20 protein-coding genes are annotated in these 16,768 nt (G+C 63.0%); 13 read left to right on the top strand and 7 right to left on the bottom strand.

Going from position 1 to position 16,768, the window contains the following annotated elements; genetic code table 11:
* From AADZ90_RS18800 to rplP, 10 genes are all read left to right on the top strand, one after another.
* A partial coding sequence (locus tag AADZ90_RS18800; RefSeq protein WP_411997095.1) for an EF-Tu C-terminal domain-related protein occupies positions 1–611 on the top strand: 611 nt, incomplete at its 5' end.
* Between the two features lie 143 nt (positions 612–754).
* Positions 755–1,063 (top strand): 30S ribosomal protein S10, encoded by a 309-nt coding sequence (rpsJ, locus tag AADZ90_RS18795; RefSeq protein ID WP_367311564.1) that lies wholly within the window; start codon positions 755–757, stop codon positions 1,061–1,063.
* A gap of 16 nt (positions 1,064–1,079) precedes the next feature.
* Positions 1,080–1,955, top strand: a complete 876-nt coding sequence (rplC, locus tag AADZ90_RS18790) for a 50S ribosomal protein L3 (RefSeq protein WP_367311565.1) — start codon at positions 1,080–1,082, stop codon at positions 1,953–1,955.
* Positions 1,945–2,565, top strand: coding sequence for a 50S ribosomal protein L4 (gene rplD / locus AADZ90_RS18785; protein WP_367311526.1), 621 nt, complete (start codon positions 1,945–1,947; stop codon positions 2,563–2,565). Before rplC ends, rplD begins: the two co-directional genes overlap by 11 nt.
* The gene (locus AADZ90_RS18780) at positions 2,562–2,858 is read left to right on the top strand and encodes a 50S ribosomal protein L23 (protein WP_367311527.1); all 297 of its coding nucleotides are present in this window, start codon (positions 2,562–2,564) and stop codon (positions 2,856–2,858) included. The genes rplD and AADZ90_RS18780 overlap by 4 nt, the downstream gene beginning before the upstream one ends.
* Positions 2,859–2,979: 121 nt before the next feature.
* Entirely contained in the window at positions 2,980–3,822 is an 843-nt protein-coding gene (gene rplB, locus AADZ90_RS18775) for a 50S ribosomal protein L2 (RefSeq protein ID WP_367311528.1), read from the top strand.
* Between the two features lie 3 nt (positions 3,823–3,825).
* On the top strand, positions 3,826–4,104 hold the full coding sequence (rpsS, locus tag AADZ90_RS18770; RefSeq protein WP_367311529.1) for a 30S ribosomal protein S19: 279 nt from the start codon (positions 3,826–3,828) through the stop codon (positions 4,102–4,104).
* A complete protein-coding gene (rplV, locus tag AADZ90_RS18765; protein WP_367311530.1) occupies positions 4,101–4,481 on the top strand; it encodes a 50S ribosomal protein L22 in 381 nt (126 codons plus the stop codon). Before rpsS ends, rplV begins: the two co-directional genes overlap by 4 nt.
* On the top strand, positions 4,481–5,194 hold the full coding sequence (gene rpsC, locus AADZ90_RS18760) for a 30S ribosomal protein S3 (RefSeq protein ID WP_367311531.1): 714 nt from the start codon (positions 4,481–4,483) through the stop codon (positions 5,192–5,194). The genes rplV and rpsC overlap by 1 nt, the downstream gene beginning before the upstream one ends.
* 3 nt (positions 5,195–5,197) lie before the next feature.
* The gene (gene rplP / locus AADZ90_RS18755) at positions 5,198–5,611 is read left to right on the top strand and encodes a 50S ribosomal protein L16 (protein WP_367311532.1); all 414 of its coding nucleotides are present in this window, start codon (positions 5,198–5,200) and stop codon (positions 5,609–5,611) included.
* A gap of 95 nt (positions 5,612–5,706) precedes the next feature.
* On the opposite strand, the gene AADZ90_RS18750 is transcribed toward rplP, so the two are convergent.
* From AADZ90_RS18750 to AADZ90_RS18725, 6 genes are all read right to left on the bottom strand, one after another.
* On the bottom strand, positions 5,707–6,987 hold the full coding sequence (locus AADZ90_RS18750) for a hypothetical protein (protein ID WP_367311533.1): 1,281 nt from the start codon (positions 6,985–6,987) through the stop codon (positions 5,707–5,709).
* Positions 6,984–7,391 (bottom strand): biopolymer transporter ExbD, encoded by a 408-nt coding sequence (locus AADZ90_RS18745; RefSeq protein WP_367311534.1) that lies wholly within the window; start codon positions 7,389–7,391, stop codon positions 6,984–6,986. Before AADZ90_RS18745 ends, AADZ90_RS18750 begins: the two co-directional genes overlap by 4 nt.
* A complete protein-coding gene (locus AADZ90_RS18740) occupies positions 7,388–7,834 on the bottom strand; it encodes an ExbD/TolR family protein (protein ID WP_367311535.1) in 447 nt (148 codons plus the stop codon). The genes AADZ90_RS18745 and AADZ90_RS18740 overlap by 4 nt, the downstream gene beginning before the upstream one ends.
* Before the next feature lie 18 nt (positions 7,835–7,852).
* Positions 7,853–8,494 carry a MotA/TolQ/ExbB proton channel family protein gene (locus AADZ90_RS18735; RefSeq protein WP_367311536.1) on the bottom strand — a complete coding sequence of 214 codons (642 nt, stop codon included), beginning with the start codon at positions 8,492–8,494 and terminating at the stop codon, positions 7,853–7,855.
* 27 nt (positions 8,495–8,521) lie between these two features.
* Positions 8,522–8,953 carry a hypothetical protein gene (locus AADZ90_RS18730; RefSeq protein WP_367311537.1) on the bottom strand — a complete coding sequence of 144 codons (432 nt, stop codon included), beginning with the start codon at positions 8,951–8,953 and terminating at the stop codon, positions 8,522–8,524.
* Between the two features lie 119 nt (positions 8,954–9,072).
* Positions 9,073–9,603, bottom strand: coding sequence for a hypothetical protein (locus AADZ90_RS18725; RefSeq protein ID WP_367311538.1), 531 nt, complete (start codon positions 9,601–9,603; stop codon positions 9,073–9,075).
* Between AADZ90_RS18725 and AADZ90_RS18720 the strand changes: the two genes are divergently transcribed.
* From AADZ90_RS18720 to AADZ90_RS18710, 3 genes are all read left to right on the top strand, one after another.
* Positions 9,590–10,108 carry a DUF1036 domain-containing protein gene (locus AADZ90_RS18720; RefSeq protein WP_411997094.1) on the top strand — a complete coding sequence of 173 codons (519 nt, stop codon included), beginning with the start codon at positions 9,590–9,592 and terminating at the stop codon, positions 10,106–10,108. The two genes, AADZ90_RS18725 and AADZ90_RS18720, sit on opposite strands and share 14 nt — an antisense overlap.
* A gap of 87 nt (positions 10,109–10,195) precedes the next feature.
* Complete coding sequence (locus AADZ90_RS18715; RefSeq protein WP_367311540.1) at positions 10,196–11,617, top strand: caspase family protein; 1,422 nt, start codon at positions 10,196–10,198, stop codon at positions 11,615–11,617.
* Positions 11,618–11,623: 6 nt separating this feature from the next.
* Entirely contained in the window at positions 11,624–13,888 is a 2,265-nt protein-coding gene (locus tag AADZ90_RS18710) for a peptidoglycan DD-metalloendopeptidase family protein (protein WP_367311541.1), read from the top strand.
* Between the two features lie 98 nt (positions 13,889–13,986).
* On the opposite strand, the gene tssH is transcribed toward AADZ90_RS18710, so the two are convergent.
* Complete coding sequence (gene tssH, locus AADZ90_RS18705; protein ID WP_367311542.1) at positions 13,987–16,767, bottom strand: type VI secretion system ATPase TssH; 2,781 nt, start codon at positions 16,765–16,767, stop codon at positions 13,987–13,989.
* Position 16,768: the final 1 nt, after the last annotated feature.

Raw genomic sequence — 16,768 nt, 5'->3', positions numbered from 1 at the left:
TTCTGGCCGCCGTCGACGAGTACATCCCGACGCCTGAACGCGCGGTGGATCAGCCGTTCCTGATGCCGATCGAGGACGTGTTCTCGATCTCGGGCCGGGGCACGGTCGTGACCGGCCGGGTCGAGCGGGGCGTGATCAACGTGGGCGACGAGATCGAGATCATCGGTATCCGCGACACCAAGAAGACGACCTGCACGGGCGTGGAGATGTTCCGCAAGCTCTTGGACCGCGGCGAGGCGGGCGACAATATCGGTGCGCTGCTGCGCGGCATCGACCGGGAGGGCGTGGAGCGGGGTCAGGTTCTGGCCAAACCGGGCTCTGTGACGCCGCACACCAAGTTCGAGGCCGAAGCCTACATCCTGACCAAGGAAGAGGGCGGGCGCCACACGCCGTTCTTCGCCAACTACCGTCCGCAGTTCTACTTCCGCACGACGGACGTGACGGGCACGGTGGAGCTGGCCGAAGGCACGGAGATGGTGATGCCGGGCGACAACGTGTCGTTCAAGGTCGAGCTGATCGCGCCGATCGCGATGGAAGACGGCCTGCGGTTCGCGATCCGCGAAGGCGGCCGGACGGTCGGCGCGGGCGTCGTCTCGAAGATCATCGAGTAAGGGGCGCTCATCGCTCCCTCACGGGCCGCCCATCGCGCAAGCGAAGCGGCCCGCACAACACACCGGTTCGACGTAGGGGGCGCAATGATGCGCCCTCCACCTCTCTCAACCTGATAAGAGCCTCGAAAGGCAGAGAAATGGCCATTCAAAGCCAGAACATCCGAATTCGCCTCAAGGCGTTCGATTACCGCGTACTGGACGCCAGCACGCAGGAAATCGTGAACACCGCCAAGCGGACCGGCGCCTCCGTACGCGGGCCAATCCCGCTTCCGAACAAGATCGAGCGTTTCACCGTCCTGCGCGGTCCGCATATCGACAAGAAATCTCGCGATCAGTTCGAGATCCGCACCCACAAGCGGCTGCTCGACATCGTGGATCCGACGCCGCAGACGGTCGACGCGCTAATGAAGCTTGACCTCGCCGCTGGTGTCGATGTCGAGATCAAAGTCTGAGGGAGGCGCGAGACACATGCTACGCTCAGGTATCATCGCCAAAAAGGTCGGGATGACCCGAATCTTCCAGGGCGACGGAAAGCAGATCCCCGTTACTGTCCTGCAACTCGACAAGCTCCAGGTTGTCGCCCAGCGCACGCTCGAAAAGGATGGTTACAGCGCCGTTCAACTCGGGGCGGGCGTCGCGAAGGCCAAGCGCACCAGCGCGCCGATGCGCGGCCACTTTGCCGCCGCCAAGGTCGAGCCCAAGCGCAAGGTCGCCGAATTCCGTGTCCATCCCGACAATCTGATCGGTGTGGGTGAGGAGATCACCGCGAACCACTATTTCGAAGGCCAGTTCGTCGACGTCTCCGGTACGTCGATCGGTAAAGGCTTCGCCGGTGCTATGAAGCGGCACAATTTCGGCGGTCTGCGCGCCTCACACGGCGTGTCGATCAGCCACCGCTCGCATGGCTCCACCGGTCAGTGTCAGGATCCAGGCAAGGTCTTCAAAGGCAAGAAGATGGCCGGACATATGGGCGCGGCCAAGGTCACCACCCAAAACTTGCAGGTGGTCAAGACCGACGCCGACCGTGGTCTCATCATGGTCAAGGGTGCCGTTCCCGGCTCCAAAGGCGGCTGGGTCACCATCAAAGACGCGGTCAAGAAGCCGACGCCCGAGAACGTGATCTACCCTGCGGCGCTGAAATCGGCTGCCGAAGAGGCTGAGCGTCTGGCAGCAGAAGCGGCGGAAGCTGCCGAAGCCGAAGCCAAGGCCGCTGAAGAGGCACGTCTGGCGGAAGAGGCTGCGGCTCAAGAGGCTGCTCTCAAGGAAGCCGAAGCTGAAATCGCTGCCGAGAAGTCGGATGACGATAACTCAGACGCGACCGATGGAGACAAAGATGAAAGCTGATGCCATCAAACTGGACGGCAAGAAGGCTGGCTCCGTCGATCTCGACGATGCCATCTTCGGCCTTGAGCCGCGTGCGGATATCCTGCACCGCGTCGTGCGCTGGCAACGTAACAATGCGCAGCAGGGGACGCATAAGGTCAAGACCCGGTCGGAGACGAGTTATTCGACCAAGAAGATCTATCGCCAGAAGGGCACCGGTGGCGCACGCCACGGCGACCGGAACGCGCCGATCTTCCGCAAGGGTGGGATCTATAAGGGGCCGACCCCGCGCAGCCACGGCCATGAACTGACCAAGAAGTTCCGCAAGCTGGGTTTGCGCCATGCGCTGTCGGCCAAACAGGCCGCCGGTGAGCTGGTCATCATCGACGAGGCCAAGCTGGGCGACGCGAAGACGTCGCAGCTGGCCAAGCACGCGAAGTCGCTTGGCTGGAAGCGTACGCTGGTGATCGACGGCCCGCAGGTCGATGAGAACTTCGCCCGCGCCGCGCGCAACCTCACGGATGTGGACGTGCTGCCTTCGGTCGGAGCCAATGTCTACGACATCCTGAAATCGAAGACGCTTGTCATCACCAAGGCCGGCGTCGAAGCTCTGGAGGCTCGCCTGAAATGAGCGTGAAGCCGGAACATTACGACGTGATCCGCAAGCCCGTGATCACCGAAAAGGCGACGATGGCGTCCGAGAACAACGCCGTTGTCTTCGAAGTTGCGATCGATGCGAACAAGCCCGCGATCAAGGAGGCCGTCGAAAGCCTTTTTGGCGTTAAGGTGAAGTCGGTCAACACGACCATTTCCAAGGGTAAGCAAAAGCGCTTCCGCGGTCAGCTTGGCCGTCGCAACGACGTCAAGAAGGCTTACGTGACGCTCGAAGAGGGCAATACGATTGACGTGACTACAGGGCTCTAATAGAGAGCCCCATCGCATCGGCCCCCGGTCTCGGGGGCCATTGCTTTTCAACCAACCGGGGACCTTCGGGGCCCTTCAACCGCCAGGCAACCTGCCTGCAAAGCAACGGAAAGACAGTTAAATGGCACTCAAGTCGTACAAACCGACGACGCCAGGCCAGCGTGGACTGGTGCTGATCGACCGTTCGGAGCTTTGGAAAGGCCGTCCCGTCAAGGCCCTCACCGAGGGTCTCACCAAGAACGGGGGCCGGAACAATACCGGACGGATCACGATGCGCCGACGTGGCGGCGGGGCAAAGCGCCTCTACCGTATCGTCGACTTCAAGCGCACCAAACACGACGTTTCGGCCGTGGTCGCCCGGATCGAATATGACCCGAACCGCACCGCCTTCATCGCCCTGATCCAATACGAGGACGGCGAGCAGGCCTATATCCTCGCGCCCCAGCGCCTCGCCGTCGGCGACAAGGTCGTCTCGGGCGAGAAGGTGGATATCAAGCCCGGCAACGCGATGCCGTTCCAGGGCATGCCAATCGGCACCATCGTCCACAATATCGAGCTGAAGCCCGGCAAAGGCGGTCAGATCGCGCGCGCCGCGGGCACCTATGCCCAGTTCGTCGGCCGTGACGGTGGCTACGCCCAGATCCGCCTGTCTTCAGGCGAGCTGCGGCTGGTTCGCCAGGAATGCATGGCAACCGTTGGTGCGGTGTCGAACCCCGACAACTCGAACCAGAACTTCGGCAAGGCCGGCCGCAACCGTCATAAGGGCATCCGCCCGTCGGTTCGCGGTGTCGTCATGAACCCGGTCGACCACCCGCACGGTGGTGGTGAAGGCCGAACCTCGGGCGGCCGTCACCCGGTCAGCCCTTGGGGCAAGCCGACAAAGGGTGCCCGCACCCGCAACAAGAACAAGGCGTCGCAGAAGCTGATCATCCGCTCGCGTCACGCCAAGAAAAAAAGGCGCTAAGCAATGAGCCGTTCTGTCTGGAAAGGGCCTTTCGTGGACGCCTATGTCCTGAAAAAGGCCGAAGCGGCCCGCGAAAGCGGCCGCAACGACGTCATCAAGATCTGGTCGCGCCGGTCGACCATCCTGCCCCAGTTCGTGGGCCTCACCTTCGGTGTCTATAACGGGCAAAAACATATCCCCGTGAACGTCTCCGAAGACATGATCGGCCAGAAATTCGGGGAATACTCGCCCACGCGGACCTATTACGGTCACGCGGCCGATAAGAAGGCGAAACGGAAATGAGCAAGGCTAAGAACCCCCGCCGCGTGGCGGAGAACGAGGCGATGGCCAAGACGCGCATGCTCCGCACCTCGCCGCAGAAACTCAATCTCGTGGCCGCGCTGATCCGCGGCAAGAAGGTCGAGAAAGCGCTGACCGACCTCACCTTCTCCAAGAAGCGTATCGCGCAGGACGTCAAGAAATGCCTGCAATCCGCGATCGCCAATGCCGAGAACAATCATAACCTGGATGTCGACGAACTCGTCGTCGCCGAGGCCTATGTGGGCAAGAACCTTGTGATGAAGCGCGGTCGTCCGCGTGCCCGTGGCCGGTTCGGCCGGATTCACAAGCCATTTTCCGAGCTCACCATCAAGGTCCGCCAGGTCGAGGAGCAAGCCTAATGGGTAACAAGGTCAATCCGATCGGTATGCGCCTTCAGGTGAACCGCACCTGGGACAGTCGCTGGTACGCCGACACGAAGGATTACGGTGATCTCCTCCTCGAGGACATCAAGATCCGCAACTTCATCCGTGAAGAGTGCAAACAGGCCGGCATCAGCCGGGTGATCATCGAACGTCCGCACCGCAAGTGCCGCGTCACGATCCACTCGGCCCGTCCGGGCGTCATCATCGGCAAGAAAGGCGCCGATATCGAAGCGCTGCGGAAGAAACTGGCGTCGATGACGGATAGCGAACTGCACCTCAACATCGTCGAGGTCCGCAAGCCCGAGCTTGACGCGCAGCTTGTCGGCGAAAGCATTGCCCAGCAGCTCGAGCGTCGGGTCAGCTTCCGCCGTGCGATGAAGCGCGCCGTGCAAAACGCCATGCGCATGGGCGCGCTCGGCATTCGTGTGAACCTTGCCGGCCGCCTTGGCGGTGCCGAGATTGCGCGGACCGAGTGGTATCGCGAGGGCCGGGTGCCGCTGCACACGCTTCGCGCCGATATCGACTTTGCCAATGTCGAGGCGACGACGCCTTACGGTATTATCGGGATCAAGGTCTGGATCTTCAAAGGCGAGATCATGGAGCATGATCCTCAGGCGCGCGATCGCAAGCAGCAGGAGCTCCAGGAAGGCCCGGCCCCCCGCGGCGCCGGCGGCGGACGGAGGAACTAAGGTATGCTACAGCCGAAACGCACCAAATTCCGCAAGATGCATAAGGGCCGGATCAGGGGTGAAGCCAAAGGCGGCTCTGATCTGAACTTTGGTACCTATGGTCTGAAAGCGGTCGAGCCTGAGCGGATCACCGCCCGTCAGATCGAAGCCGCGCGCCGTGCCATGACGCGCCACATGAAGCGTCAGGGCCGCGTCTGGATCCGTATCTTCCCCGACACGCCGGTCACGGCGAAACCGATCGAAGTTCGGATGGGTAAGGGTAAGGGGTCCGTCGACCGTTGGGCCTGCAAGGTTAAGCCGGGTCGCATCATGTTCGAGATCGACGGCGTCAACGACAGCATCGCCCGCGAGGCTCTGCGCCTTGCTGCGATGAAGTTGCCGGTCAAGACACGGACTGTGGTCCGCGAAGACTGGTAAACCCAGTTTGGGCCGGAGCGCTCATAGATTGAAACGATTGTAGGGCGGGTTCACCCCGCCCTTTTCCTTTGGCATTCTGCGCGTGAGCAGTCTTCTCAGCGCACCGAAAACGGGATCATGCCGGTCACGGCGTTTTCGCCCAGCTCCTCACTCAGCGGCGGAAAGACATCTTCGGCCAATTGCCCTCCGCGTTCTTCGATGGTCGAGGGGCGGCCGGAGGTTGCAAGCGCGAGGAGGATCTGACCGGTATCGCGCGGCGGACCGCTACGGGTCACGGGTACGTCAAACCGCGTCTCTCCGCCTACGAATGTCAGGAAGCGGTTCAAGTCCTGAACCACCCCGTTATCGTCGACCAAAAGTAGCGTCACATACCGGCCCGCAGCGCCGCTGATCGCGCCGATAAGCCGCCCTCCGCTTTCCACGCGATCGGAGGCCAGCACGATTGACAGGCGGCCCACCGGATAATCGGGCTGCTCTCGTATGAAGCGTACCGCGGCGCATTGGCGCGTATCGATCAGAACATCCCGTTCAGATGGTTGCGGCTCGAGCCCTGGCAAGACGGCCTGCGAGAAGGACTGGATCGTCTCTTCGTCTGGCGCGATGAGCGTTAGGCGCGCGCCACCATCCCCCGTCCGCTGGGGGAGGGCGACGAGGCAGGCATCGGCCAGTTGCTCCCGAATGCGCTGCACCAGCGCATTGACCGTGCGGGCTTCTGGCGACGGTTCCGCGGCGGGCTGGGCCGTCGGAATCGCACTCGGCGCGGCGATTGTCGTTCGTGGCGCGACGGGGGCTATGCGGCCCGCGCCGGGCCCACCATCATCGACGTTCGAGGACCCGGTACCCGTCACCGCAGCAACGCGTTCTGCCTGCGGCTGGACCGGCGCGACCGCGATGAGATTCTGGTCCGGTAGGATTGGCGACGGTGAGGACTCCGGTGTAATGGGCGCGACCGGCTCGGGCTCCAACCCGGCGATCTGGTCCTCGATCGATTGCGTCTCCTCCGGTTCAACCGGATCGGCAGTTTCGCTTTCCGCGGTCTCGGACGGTTCTGCGTCCGCCTCCTCGGGCGCCTCGGGTTCGACCGTCTCGGCCACTTCGGCCTCTGCCTCCTCTGGCGCGTCCGCTTCCACCGCATCGGCGCCATCAGGTTCCGTTCCGTCGACAGTTTCCGGATCCCCGCCAGCGCCGTCCTCGGCATCCAGAAACGCTGTGTCGAAGGCAACGTTCGTCACCACGATCTCGACCTCGTTTTCGCGCGCTTCGGAGATGAAGATCGCTTGCCGATAGATACCAACAAGCGCGGCAAGAATGCCTGCGTGAAACAACAGCGAGAAACCGAAGGCCTCGATCCAGCGCAAGGGGCTTTCCCGCCTCATGGCGCGGGCCTCCGGTGTAAGGTGACGAGCCGAAGTGCGACCTGCGACAGCTCAGGCCGGCTTGAGACGTCAAGCAGGAGCGTCGCAGGCGCCTCTCGGTTGATGAGGATATGCAGCACGCGCGGCTCCGGCAGCTCATCGACGGCGACGCCGAGCAGTTCGGGGTCGATACGGCGACCGTCCAGTTCCCAGGCGCCTGAGGAGTCGACGACAAGGATCGGAGAAGGCAGCTGATCAAGTGGCAGTTCCGTCGTCTCTGCCACATCGACATCGCTGTCGGAAGGGTTCAGCAACTGACCCGTCGCCAGAAAGAACAGGATCAGCAGGAGGACGATGTTGACGATCGCAAGCGAAACGTCGACCCGGATCCGAGGCGGTGGCGGGGGGAGCAGTTGCTTCCTCATGATGGCGCCCCTGGCGCGAGTTGCACGGCGAGCACACCTGCAACTGTGAGGGCCTCGAGGACTGTCGCAACGTCCTGTACGCGGGCCTCGCTATTAGCGATGAGGATCACGCGCGAAGCGTCTGTGCCCGCCGCCGCTTCGGCCAGACGCGGCAGGTCTTCGAAGGCGAAACGCTGCCCGCCCGTCATCACTGCATCCCGCGCAACATTCCAGACGGCCGCATCTCCAAGCACCGCAGTCTGTTGTGGCTGTTCTATCTCGCCGGCGATGGCCGCGGAGGGGTCTCCACCTTCTCCAGAGCCGATCGTTAGCATCGAATAGGGGTTCAGCCCTGACGACAACATGAAGAAAATCAGCAACTGAAACATTGCATCCGCGAGCGGCGTCAACCTGAAGCGGTATTCCCGCTGCCGTCGGGGGAGAGATCCAATGATGCTGGCCATCCGGGCCGGACCCGCAGGTCAGGCCGCGGCGGCGCGGGCGACGCGGCCGTGGATCGCGGCAGAGATCATCGTTTCCATCAGCTGGCGTTCGCGGTCGATCCGCTCTTCCAGCCAGTTGGCAACGAAGTAGGTGACGAGCGCGATGGCAAGGCCGATCGCCGTCGTTGTAAGAGCTGTCCAGATACCGCCCGCCAGCAGCGCGGGATCAACCGCGCCTTCCGAGGCAGAGAGGGTCCCGAAGGCGTCGATCATGCCGATCACGGTCCCCAGAAGCCCCAGCATGGGTGCCGCCTGCACGACCGCCTCGAGCAGGCGCATCCGGGTGGACATCAACTGTAGCTCCATCAGCGCCGTCTGACGCCCCAGCTCTTCAGCATAGGTCCGATCGTCGGGGCGTGCTTGCAGCCCCGTCATCACGGCTTGCAGAACTCGCGCCAGGACAGTGTCCTGATCCGCCGCCGATTGCAGCGCCGCATCCGGCCGGCCATTCAGCCAGCTTTCAACGATCTTTTCGGCATCACGGGATTGCCCGACGCCAAGCCGGGCAAACTGGAAGGATTTGAAGAAAGCGACCGTGATCGCCAGGAGTGACAGCGCTCCCAAAGCGGCAAAGACGACCAGTGTGACCGGATCAAAAACTGAGAGGTCGGGAAGGATCATCTCACCTGCCGCTGTTATGATACCGCTTTACGTACCGAACTGGATCGCCGTACGTGACGCTGTTGCCAGCCCGCTGAGGCAGAAATCGCCGGTATCGCCGGACGACAGCGAACAATCGGCGACGTCATTGACCACGATGCGTGACGTATCCGAACATTGCTGCCCGGCCAGGTCGAACTGAAGCACTTTCGTCTTGCCGACCGGAAGCGCGCCAAACTCGAGAACGAGGATGCGGGTCACGGTGCCTTCGCCGTCGAACACTGCGACCTCGTAAGAGACCTGTTCCAGCCCCTCCTCGGAATTGTTCGACGCGACGTATGTCAGCCGGCAATTGCCGTCGGCGGTGTCGGCTGCATTGTTGAGTTCAAGCTGAAACGACGTGTCGTCTTGTGCGACGGCCGGAACTGCAAGCAAGTTAAGGGCGATGCCGGTCAGGCAGATAATTTCACGGAAAGACATTTTTTCCCCAGGGCGATGACGAGATTACTGTCGAAGGCCGCGCATGGGCACATCCGCGGACAGATCGGATTGGTCCTCAATCAGGGCCGCAAGTCAACAGTGGATTGGGCAACAATGCCTCAGCGATAGACCCCAACTGACCACGTTCGCTTGATACGCCGATCATCGGCGGGGCGATCGTCGCGCACGATACTTGTCACCGGGTCACTCGTCTCCTGCTGGGGAGCATCCAAAGGCACGCGCGAAACGGAGGGCTCTGCGACGAATGTATTGCGTTCTTCCTCGATCCCCGGAACGTAGGTCTCCACACCGGCCTCACGCAGGATGTCAGAGGGGGTTTGCGGAGCTTTCGCGGCAGGTGCGACTGCGATGCTATCGTCTGGGGCGGTCGGGCTGACCGTTGTGGGCTCTGTCAGTGCGACGTCTTCGGCTGGTGAAAGATCTGCAGGCGGGGCATCGGTTGCCGTCTGAACCGGGCTTTCAACCGCCGGGGCGACAACGGGTCGTTTGGGCGGTTCGACGGATTGCGCGACCGGCGCGGATGTCACGGCGGTGTTGGGTTGAATGATCTTGTGTACCTGTGTCAGGCCGACTGCGCCGACGACGGTGAAAATACCCGCGCCTGCGATCAAAATGATGGTTTTGGCCATTACGTTTAGGTCCTTAAAATTTGCCCCGCTTTCCAACTATACCGCGAGAGGCGATTTTTCACAATCGAACAAGGGAGGATCGCGTATGGTCACCGGTGCAAGAGCTTTCGGCGTCGCATTTGTGGCAATCTGGTCGCTCGTTGCCGGACCTCTCCGGGCAGAGTTTGCTGTCTGCAATCAAACCTTCGACGTCATAAATGTCGCTGTCGGCCAGTCTGAAGAAGATACGTTCGTCACCCGCGGTTGGTGGACGGTCGGGCCTAACCAATGCGCGAATGTCATCCGCGATCCACTTCCTGCCCGATACGTCTATATCTTCGCAAAGGATGTCTTCGGCAAAGAGATCCTTAACGGGACGGACGAGATGTGCATCTCGACCCGAAAGTTTACGATTCGAGGCGAGACGGATTGTCTTCTTCGAGGCTACCTTCCCGCCCGCTTTATCGAGGTTGACACCCAGCGCACGGAGCGATGGACGCTCTTCCTCGCGCCGACACCATCATAACAAAGGCCACTCCACAGTAGCGCGAAGAGCCGCCGTCGCGTATAAAAGATGCGGGAAGTTTTGCTGAACCTCCAGTCGAGGATGAGGATGGCACGCAACAGCGTTCGGATCGGACTTGCGGCAAGCGTTCTGGCCCTTACGGCTGGGTCGGCTTCTGCCGATCGGGTTGCGTGGATCGTCGGCAATGCCAGCTATGCGGGACAGGCTCCGCTGGATGGTCCGGCGGCCGATGTACAGCGTGTTGCTGACCGACTGTCGGCCAGTGGCTTTTCCACAAGCGTTCTGACCGATGCCGATGCTGCCGGTCTTCGGGCGATTGGTGGGACTGCGGAAGAAGCGGTCCTGTTCTTTTCTGGTCATGTCACGACGGTCGATGGCCGGACCATCCTCGTGCCGGTCGATGTCGCGCCGTCGGATCGCCCGGCGGTCGAGCAGCAGGGCGTTCCTGTCGACGAGATCTTGGCATCGATCGATGCGCCGCGCATCACGCTGATCGTTGAAAGCTGCCATGAGGGGCACAGTCTCCTCCCCGGTGGGGGACGAGTGACGGCCCCCGATGATCCGCGTGTGCGGTCAGTCTATTCCGTCGCCCCGAGCGAAACCTGCACGTCGGTCCGCGCTGATCTGAGCGATATGCTGACCCGCACCCTGACGACGTTCGACGTGACGCTGGAAGGCGCCATCGACAAGCTGTCAAGCGGCCCGGGCGCAACGATCTGGGCGTCCGAACGGCTTCACGCCGCGGCCGCTGTCGGCGCTGTGCAAAACGATACGGTCGTCATTTCGGCTGCAGTCCAACCGGTGAACGTCCGTTCTGCCACGGCGCCGGTCATCCGGCAGGCCCAGGGGGCCTCGGTCCTTGATGATGGTGTCTTGATTTTTGCCGCCCAGCCCGCACCCGCCCCGGCAAGCCTGCCGACGCCGCAGGGCCTGCCCGAACCCTCAATCATCGTCGGCGTCATCGAAGAGGACGATCCGGATTTTGACGTCGTCGGGGATGACGGCACCTCCGCCCTCTCCGGATCGGAGCTCAGCATCGCCGATCCCCAGGAACGAGAGGCGCTGCGCCGGGATAACCCGACGCTCTTCACCGCTCTGCTGGATCAGGGCGCCTTCGACCCGGCCCAGCCGGAATTGCCGCGTGCGATCCAGACGGAGCTTGCCCGGCTCAACTGCTATACGGCGGGGATCGATGGCATCTGGGGTGCCGGATCCCGCAACTCTGTCGCGCGCTACTTTGCCGAGGCAGGTGGCGCGCCCGAAAGCAACGAACCGACGATCGGGCTTTTTCGGACCTTGATGGCCGCCGATGAGGTGCGTTGCCCGGCTGTCCAGGTGGCTGCGCCGCAGACCACCCGAACGACCACCACCCGGCAAAACACCCGCCAGACAACCACGACGCGCGCCACCCAGCAGCGGACCGCCCCCGCAGCGCCGGCGCCAGCAACGCAGCCATCGTCCGGCGGTCGTACGATCCGGTCGACCGGATCGACAGGAGTGTTCCGCTGATCGCCGATGATTGAGGTTGATCCCCGTTTCAAAGCGTCAAGCGCACGGTCCAGAAAGCGCCGCCACAAGCGTATCGCCTTACTGGCTGGTGCAGGTGCAGGCAGCGTCGCTGTCCTGTCGCTCTTCTTCTGGCTTCTCGTCGTCAGGGAAGGGGGAGATCCGGCAGACCTGCCCCTCGACGGGTCCGCGCTTGTCCAGGTCGAGCTTGAGGGCGACGAAAGCGCCGCCGCGGCGCCGGTTCGCGGCAGCACGGCATTCGTCGACATTCCCGGCGATCCGATGATCCTAACCTTTGCCGAGGGTGCCGTGGCCCGTGGGCGGCGCGTGGCCGGAACGGAAGCGCTTCCCGTCTATCGCGTCGGGCCCATGCGCCCGGACCGGCTGACGCTCGTCGGCGATGATCTGATCGCGCGTGAACAGCGGCTGATGACGACCCTCCCGTCAAGCCGTGAGGATTTCGCGTTCTTTCAGGCCCAGCGCAGTGCGGCCTTCGATACGTCGATCGGCGCGGCGCAGCCCGCTGCAATCGGGGGCGAAGACCTCGGGGATTTCGGTGACAGCTGGGGCGAAAGCCTGGAAACCGGGCGCGATGGTGCCGACTTCTTTCGTGAGACACTGATCCAGAACACGACGAGCATCTCCTACGTCCGGCCCGAGCAGCGCAGGCGGGCCATCTATGAAGATCTGGTCCTACGGGTTCGCGTCGATCAGCCATTCGAAGAGGTTCTGACCTCGAACGGGTTTCCCCCCGCACTTGCTGCCAAGCTGGCAGCGGACGCATCGGCACTCCGCCCCGTCTTCAAGACGATTCCCGCCGGCAGCGTTCTTGCGATCCGGCTGGATGAGGAGCGCGGCAAGCGGCCCTTGCAGATCTCGCTTTACGTCGACGGGTCCCTTGCCGGCAGTCTGACCCGGCTGAGGGATGGACGGGTTCGTGCGGGGGCCGATCCGTGGATCGGTCAGGATCTTTCACGGCTTGGCCTGCGCGACGATACCGGGGATGACGCCGTCGACGCTCAGGTGCGCCTGCTTGATGCCCTTTACAGTGCCGCGATCCGCAACGGCATTCCGACGACATTGGTCGGGGAAGCGATCTCTCTGATCTCGCAAGCCCACGATCTTGAAGGGTTTGCGAGCGATGGCGACAAGATGTCGTTCCTCTATGCGCCCGAGGGGCGGCTGGGGGCTGGGCAGATCCTGTTCATCGGCATCGATGGACCTTCTGGCCGCAAGTCCTGTTACGTTGTCGCCACCCGGGCAGGCGGGTATTCCTGCGCCGGTCAAGGCGGCATGGGCGTCGGCATGGGGGGTGGGCTTGTGACGCCGGTAAGCGGCACGATGTCTTCGCCATTCGGACCGCGTCGGCACCCAATCTTCAAGACGGTCAAGAACCATAACGGCGTCGATTGGGCAGCGCCGACCGGCACGCCTGTGATGGCAGCACTCGACGGGCAGGTCAAAAGCGCGGGCGTCGGCGGAGGATACGGCAACCTCATTATCTTGAGCCATCAGAACGGTTTAGAGACACGATATGCACATTTGAACGCCTTTGCTGAAGGGCTGAAACCCGGCAACCCGGTCACAGCGGGCGACCTCATTGGTTATGTGGGAACGACCGGGCGGTCGACGGGGCCGCACTTGCACTTCGAGCTCTGGTCGGGAGGGCAGCCGGTTAATCCGCTGACCTATGGCGGTGGAGGCAGCGGATCGCGCGCGGTGGATGCGCTGGTGGAGCAGATCATCAAGGTCGAAAGCGCGGGGATCGCTACCGCCAGAAACTCACGCTCGACGGCGACCGGGCTGGGCCAGTTCATCGAAAGCACGTGGCTGCGGATGATGCGGGATTACGAGCCCGAACTGGTCGCGACGATGAGCCGGGCGGATCTGCTGGCCTTGCGCACCGATCCGGAGCTGTCGCGGCGGATGGTGATGAACCTTGCACGGGAAAACGAGAGCTACCTGAAGACCCGCGGGCACCAGGTTACGGCCGGGCGGCTTTACCTTGCCCACTTTCTGGGGCCGGTGGGGGCCGACAGGGCCCTGAAAGCACCGGACGAGGCGACCGTTCTAGAAATCATGGGCGCCGCGGTGGTGAACGCCAACCCCTTCCTGCGCGGCTACAAGATCGCCGATCTTGAGGCTTGGGCAGACCGAAAGATGCGAGGGCGCGGGCAGGCCGCGCCGACGGTCGTGGCGTCTGCGCCCCGCCTGACGGCGGAGGACAGGGAATTCATGCGGATCGTCGATCTGATCCTGCAGGAGGCAAGCTAGGCACTTCGGCGTTTTGCGGCGGGATGGTCCGCCATAAAACAGATCGCCCCGTCTCTACCCTGTAAGAGTTAAGATATGATTGAGGGTAGCGAAAAACCTCATGCGAATTCGTAGGCGAATGATCCGTCTGCCATTTTCACCTCAACATGCCGGATCGTGTCGCCCGCGACCATGTGGTTGAGGACCTGGCGGGACAGCTCGGGCAGGATGGAGTTGGTGATGATGTTGTCGATCATCCGGCCGCCCGAATCCGGGTCGCGGCATTGGTCGACGATGTGGGCGATCACCGCGTCGTCGTAGTCCATCGTGGCCCCGTGGGCGTCGCGCAGCCGGCGGGTGACGGAGCCCAGCTTGAGTTTTGCAATGCCGCCAAGGACTTCGCCGCCCAGAGGGTAGTAGGGAATCGTCACGATCCGACCCAGAAGGGCGGGCGGGAAGACGTCGGTCAGGAAGGGCTTCATGGCCGTTTCGACCTCTTCCTGGTCGGGGGTCGTGTTGCCCTGATCGGCCATCTCCATGATGACGTCTGTGCCGACGTTGGAGGTCAGAAGGATCAGCGTGTTCTTGAAATCGATGGCGCGGCCGTTCCCGTCTTCCATGATGCCCTTGTCGAAAACCTGGAAAAAGAGCTCGTGGATGTCGGAATGCGCCTTCTCGATTTCGTCAAGCAAAACAACGGAATAGGGCTTGCGGCGGACGGCTTCCGTGAGGCGACCACCTTCTCCATATCCGACATATCCCGGAGGCGCGCCCTTGAGGAGGGATACGGTGTGGGCCTCCTGGAACTCGGACATATTGATCGTGATGATGTTCTGCTCGCCGCCGTAGAGGCTTTCGGCGAGCGCCAGGGCGGTTTCCGTCTTGCCGACGCCGGACGGGCCGCAGAGCATGAAGACGCCGATCGGCTTTTGCGGATTGGCGAGGCCGGCGCGGCTGGTTTCAATCCTTTTCGCAATCATTTCAAGGCCATGGTCCTGGCCGATGACCCGCTCTTTCAGGCGGTCGGCCAGCGTCAGGACGGCCTGAAGCTCGTCGGCGACCATGCGGCCAGCGGGGATTCCGGTCCAGTCCGAGATGACGGAAGCGACCGCCTGTTCGTCGACATGGGAGTAGACCATGCGGTCGTCGGGGTTCGTTGCCTCGAGCTTTTCCATGTGCTCGAACAGCTCTTTTCTTATGTCGGCATCCGGTCGGCTTTCCGTCGGCATTTCGTCGGGCATGTTTTCCGCCGATTCACCGGACTCATTGAGGTTTTCCGCCTCGCCGTCTTCCGACCCATCGGTGGCGGACGATGGGTCGTCCGATCCATTCGTGTCCGCCGATGGGTTTACACCGTCTTCACTTTCGCCCGCGAGGCGCGCACGGAGGGCTAGGATATTGTCAACGACTTCCTTCTCGCCGTCATACATCGTCTGGGCCGCTTCGAGCTGCTCGCGGAGCGTCACGACCTCTTTCTCGGCCTCGGCCAGACGCTCGTCATTCGCCTCGCCCAGATCGCGCTGGGCGATCTTGCCTTCGATCTCGGTCTCGAGGGCCGAGATCGCGTCCTTGAGGTCGGCGATCTTGGCGGGGAGGGAGGCCTGGCTGACGGCGACGCGGGCGCAGGCGGTGTCGAGCAGCGAGACGGCCTTGTCGGGCAGCTGGCGCGCGGGGATGTAGCGGGCGGAGAGGTTGACGGCGGCGACGATCGCCTCGTCCGAGATGCGGACGCCGTGGTGGTCCTGCATCGGCCCGAGGACGCCGCGCAGCATGTAGGCGCAGCGTTCGGGACTGGGTTCGTCCACCGCGACGGGCTGGAAGCGGCGGGTGAGGGCCGGATCTTTCTCGAAGTAGTTGCGGTATTCGGCCCAGGTGGTGGCGCCGATGGTGCGCAGCGTGCCGCGGGCGAGCGCCGGTTTCAGCAGGTTGGCCGCGTCGCCGGTGCCCTGGGCGCCGCCTGCGCCGACGAGGGTGTGCGCCTCGTCGATGAAGAGGATGATCGGGGTGGGGGAGGCCTGCACCTCGTCGATGAGGGACTTCAGCCGCTGTTCGAATTCGCCCTTCATCGACGCGCCCGCCTGCATCGACTGGATGTCGAGCATGTGGAGGCGGGTGCCCTTGAGCTTGGGCGGTACGTCGTCATCGGCCAGACGTTGGGCGAAGCCTTCGACGACGGCGGTTTTGCCGACGCCCGCCTCGCCCGTCAGGATCGGGTTGTTCTGGCGGCGGCGGAGCAGGACGTCGATCAGCTGGCGGATTTCCTCATCCCGGCCGACGACGCGGTCGAGCTTGCCGGACTTGGCATCGGCCGTCATGTCGACCGAAAAGCGGGCGAGCGCGGTGTCGCCGCCGCGGCCTTCCTCACCCGCCGCGGCCGCGCCGCCGGAGGAGAAGCCCGAGCCGTCCATCGGGCGCATCTCCTCCTCGGCGCTGTCACGCCAGAGGGTGCGGGCCTCTTTCCCCAGCCGGTCGACGGAGATCTCGGCGAGGGGGGCGGAAATCGCCTGGAGCGCGCGCTTGAGGTTCGGGTCGTTCAGCAGCGCCACCAGCATGTGGCCGGTGCGGATCTGGACCTCTTTGAAAAAGAGGGTGGCGTAGGTCCAGGCATGGTTCAGCGCGTCGGCGAGGTTTTCCGAGATACCCGGCGTTTCGGTGACGTTCTTTGACAGCGCCGCGATGGCGGCATCGGCATCCTTCAGGACGCGGGCGCGGTCGATCTGCAGCTCGCGCAGGGTGATGGAGAGGTCGCTGTCCTTGTCCGACAGCGCGTGGAAGATGAAGTGGGGCAAGCCGACATTGCGGTTCCCTTCGGACCGGGCGTGGCGCATCGCCTTGAGGAAGGCATCATAGCCCGTGCGGTTCATTTTGCCGGCATAGGTTTCGATCGAAATATCTGTCATG

This window comes from Aestuariibius violaceus (assembly GCF_040779325.2).
GTDB lineage: Bacteria > Pseudomonadota > Alphaproteobacteria > Rhodobacterales > Rhodobacteraceae > Aestuariibius > Aestuariibius violaceus.
Note: the sequence above shows the minus strand (reverse complement) of the source record. Positions and strands in the feature narration are given on the sequence as shown.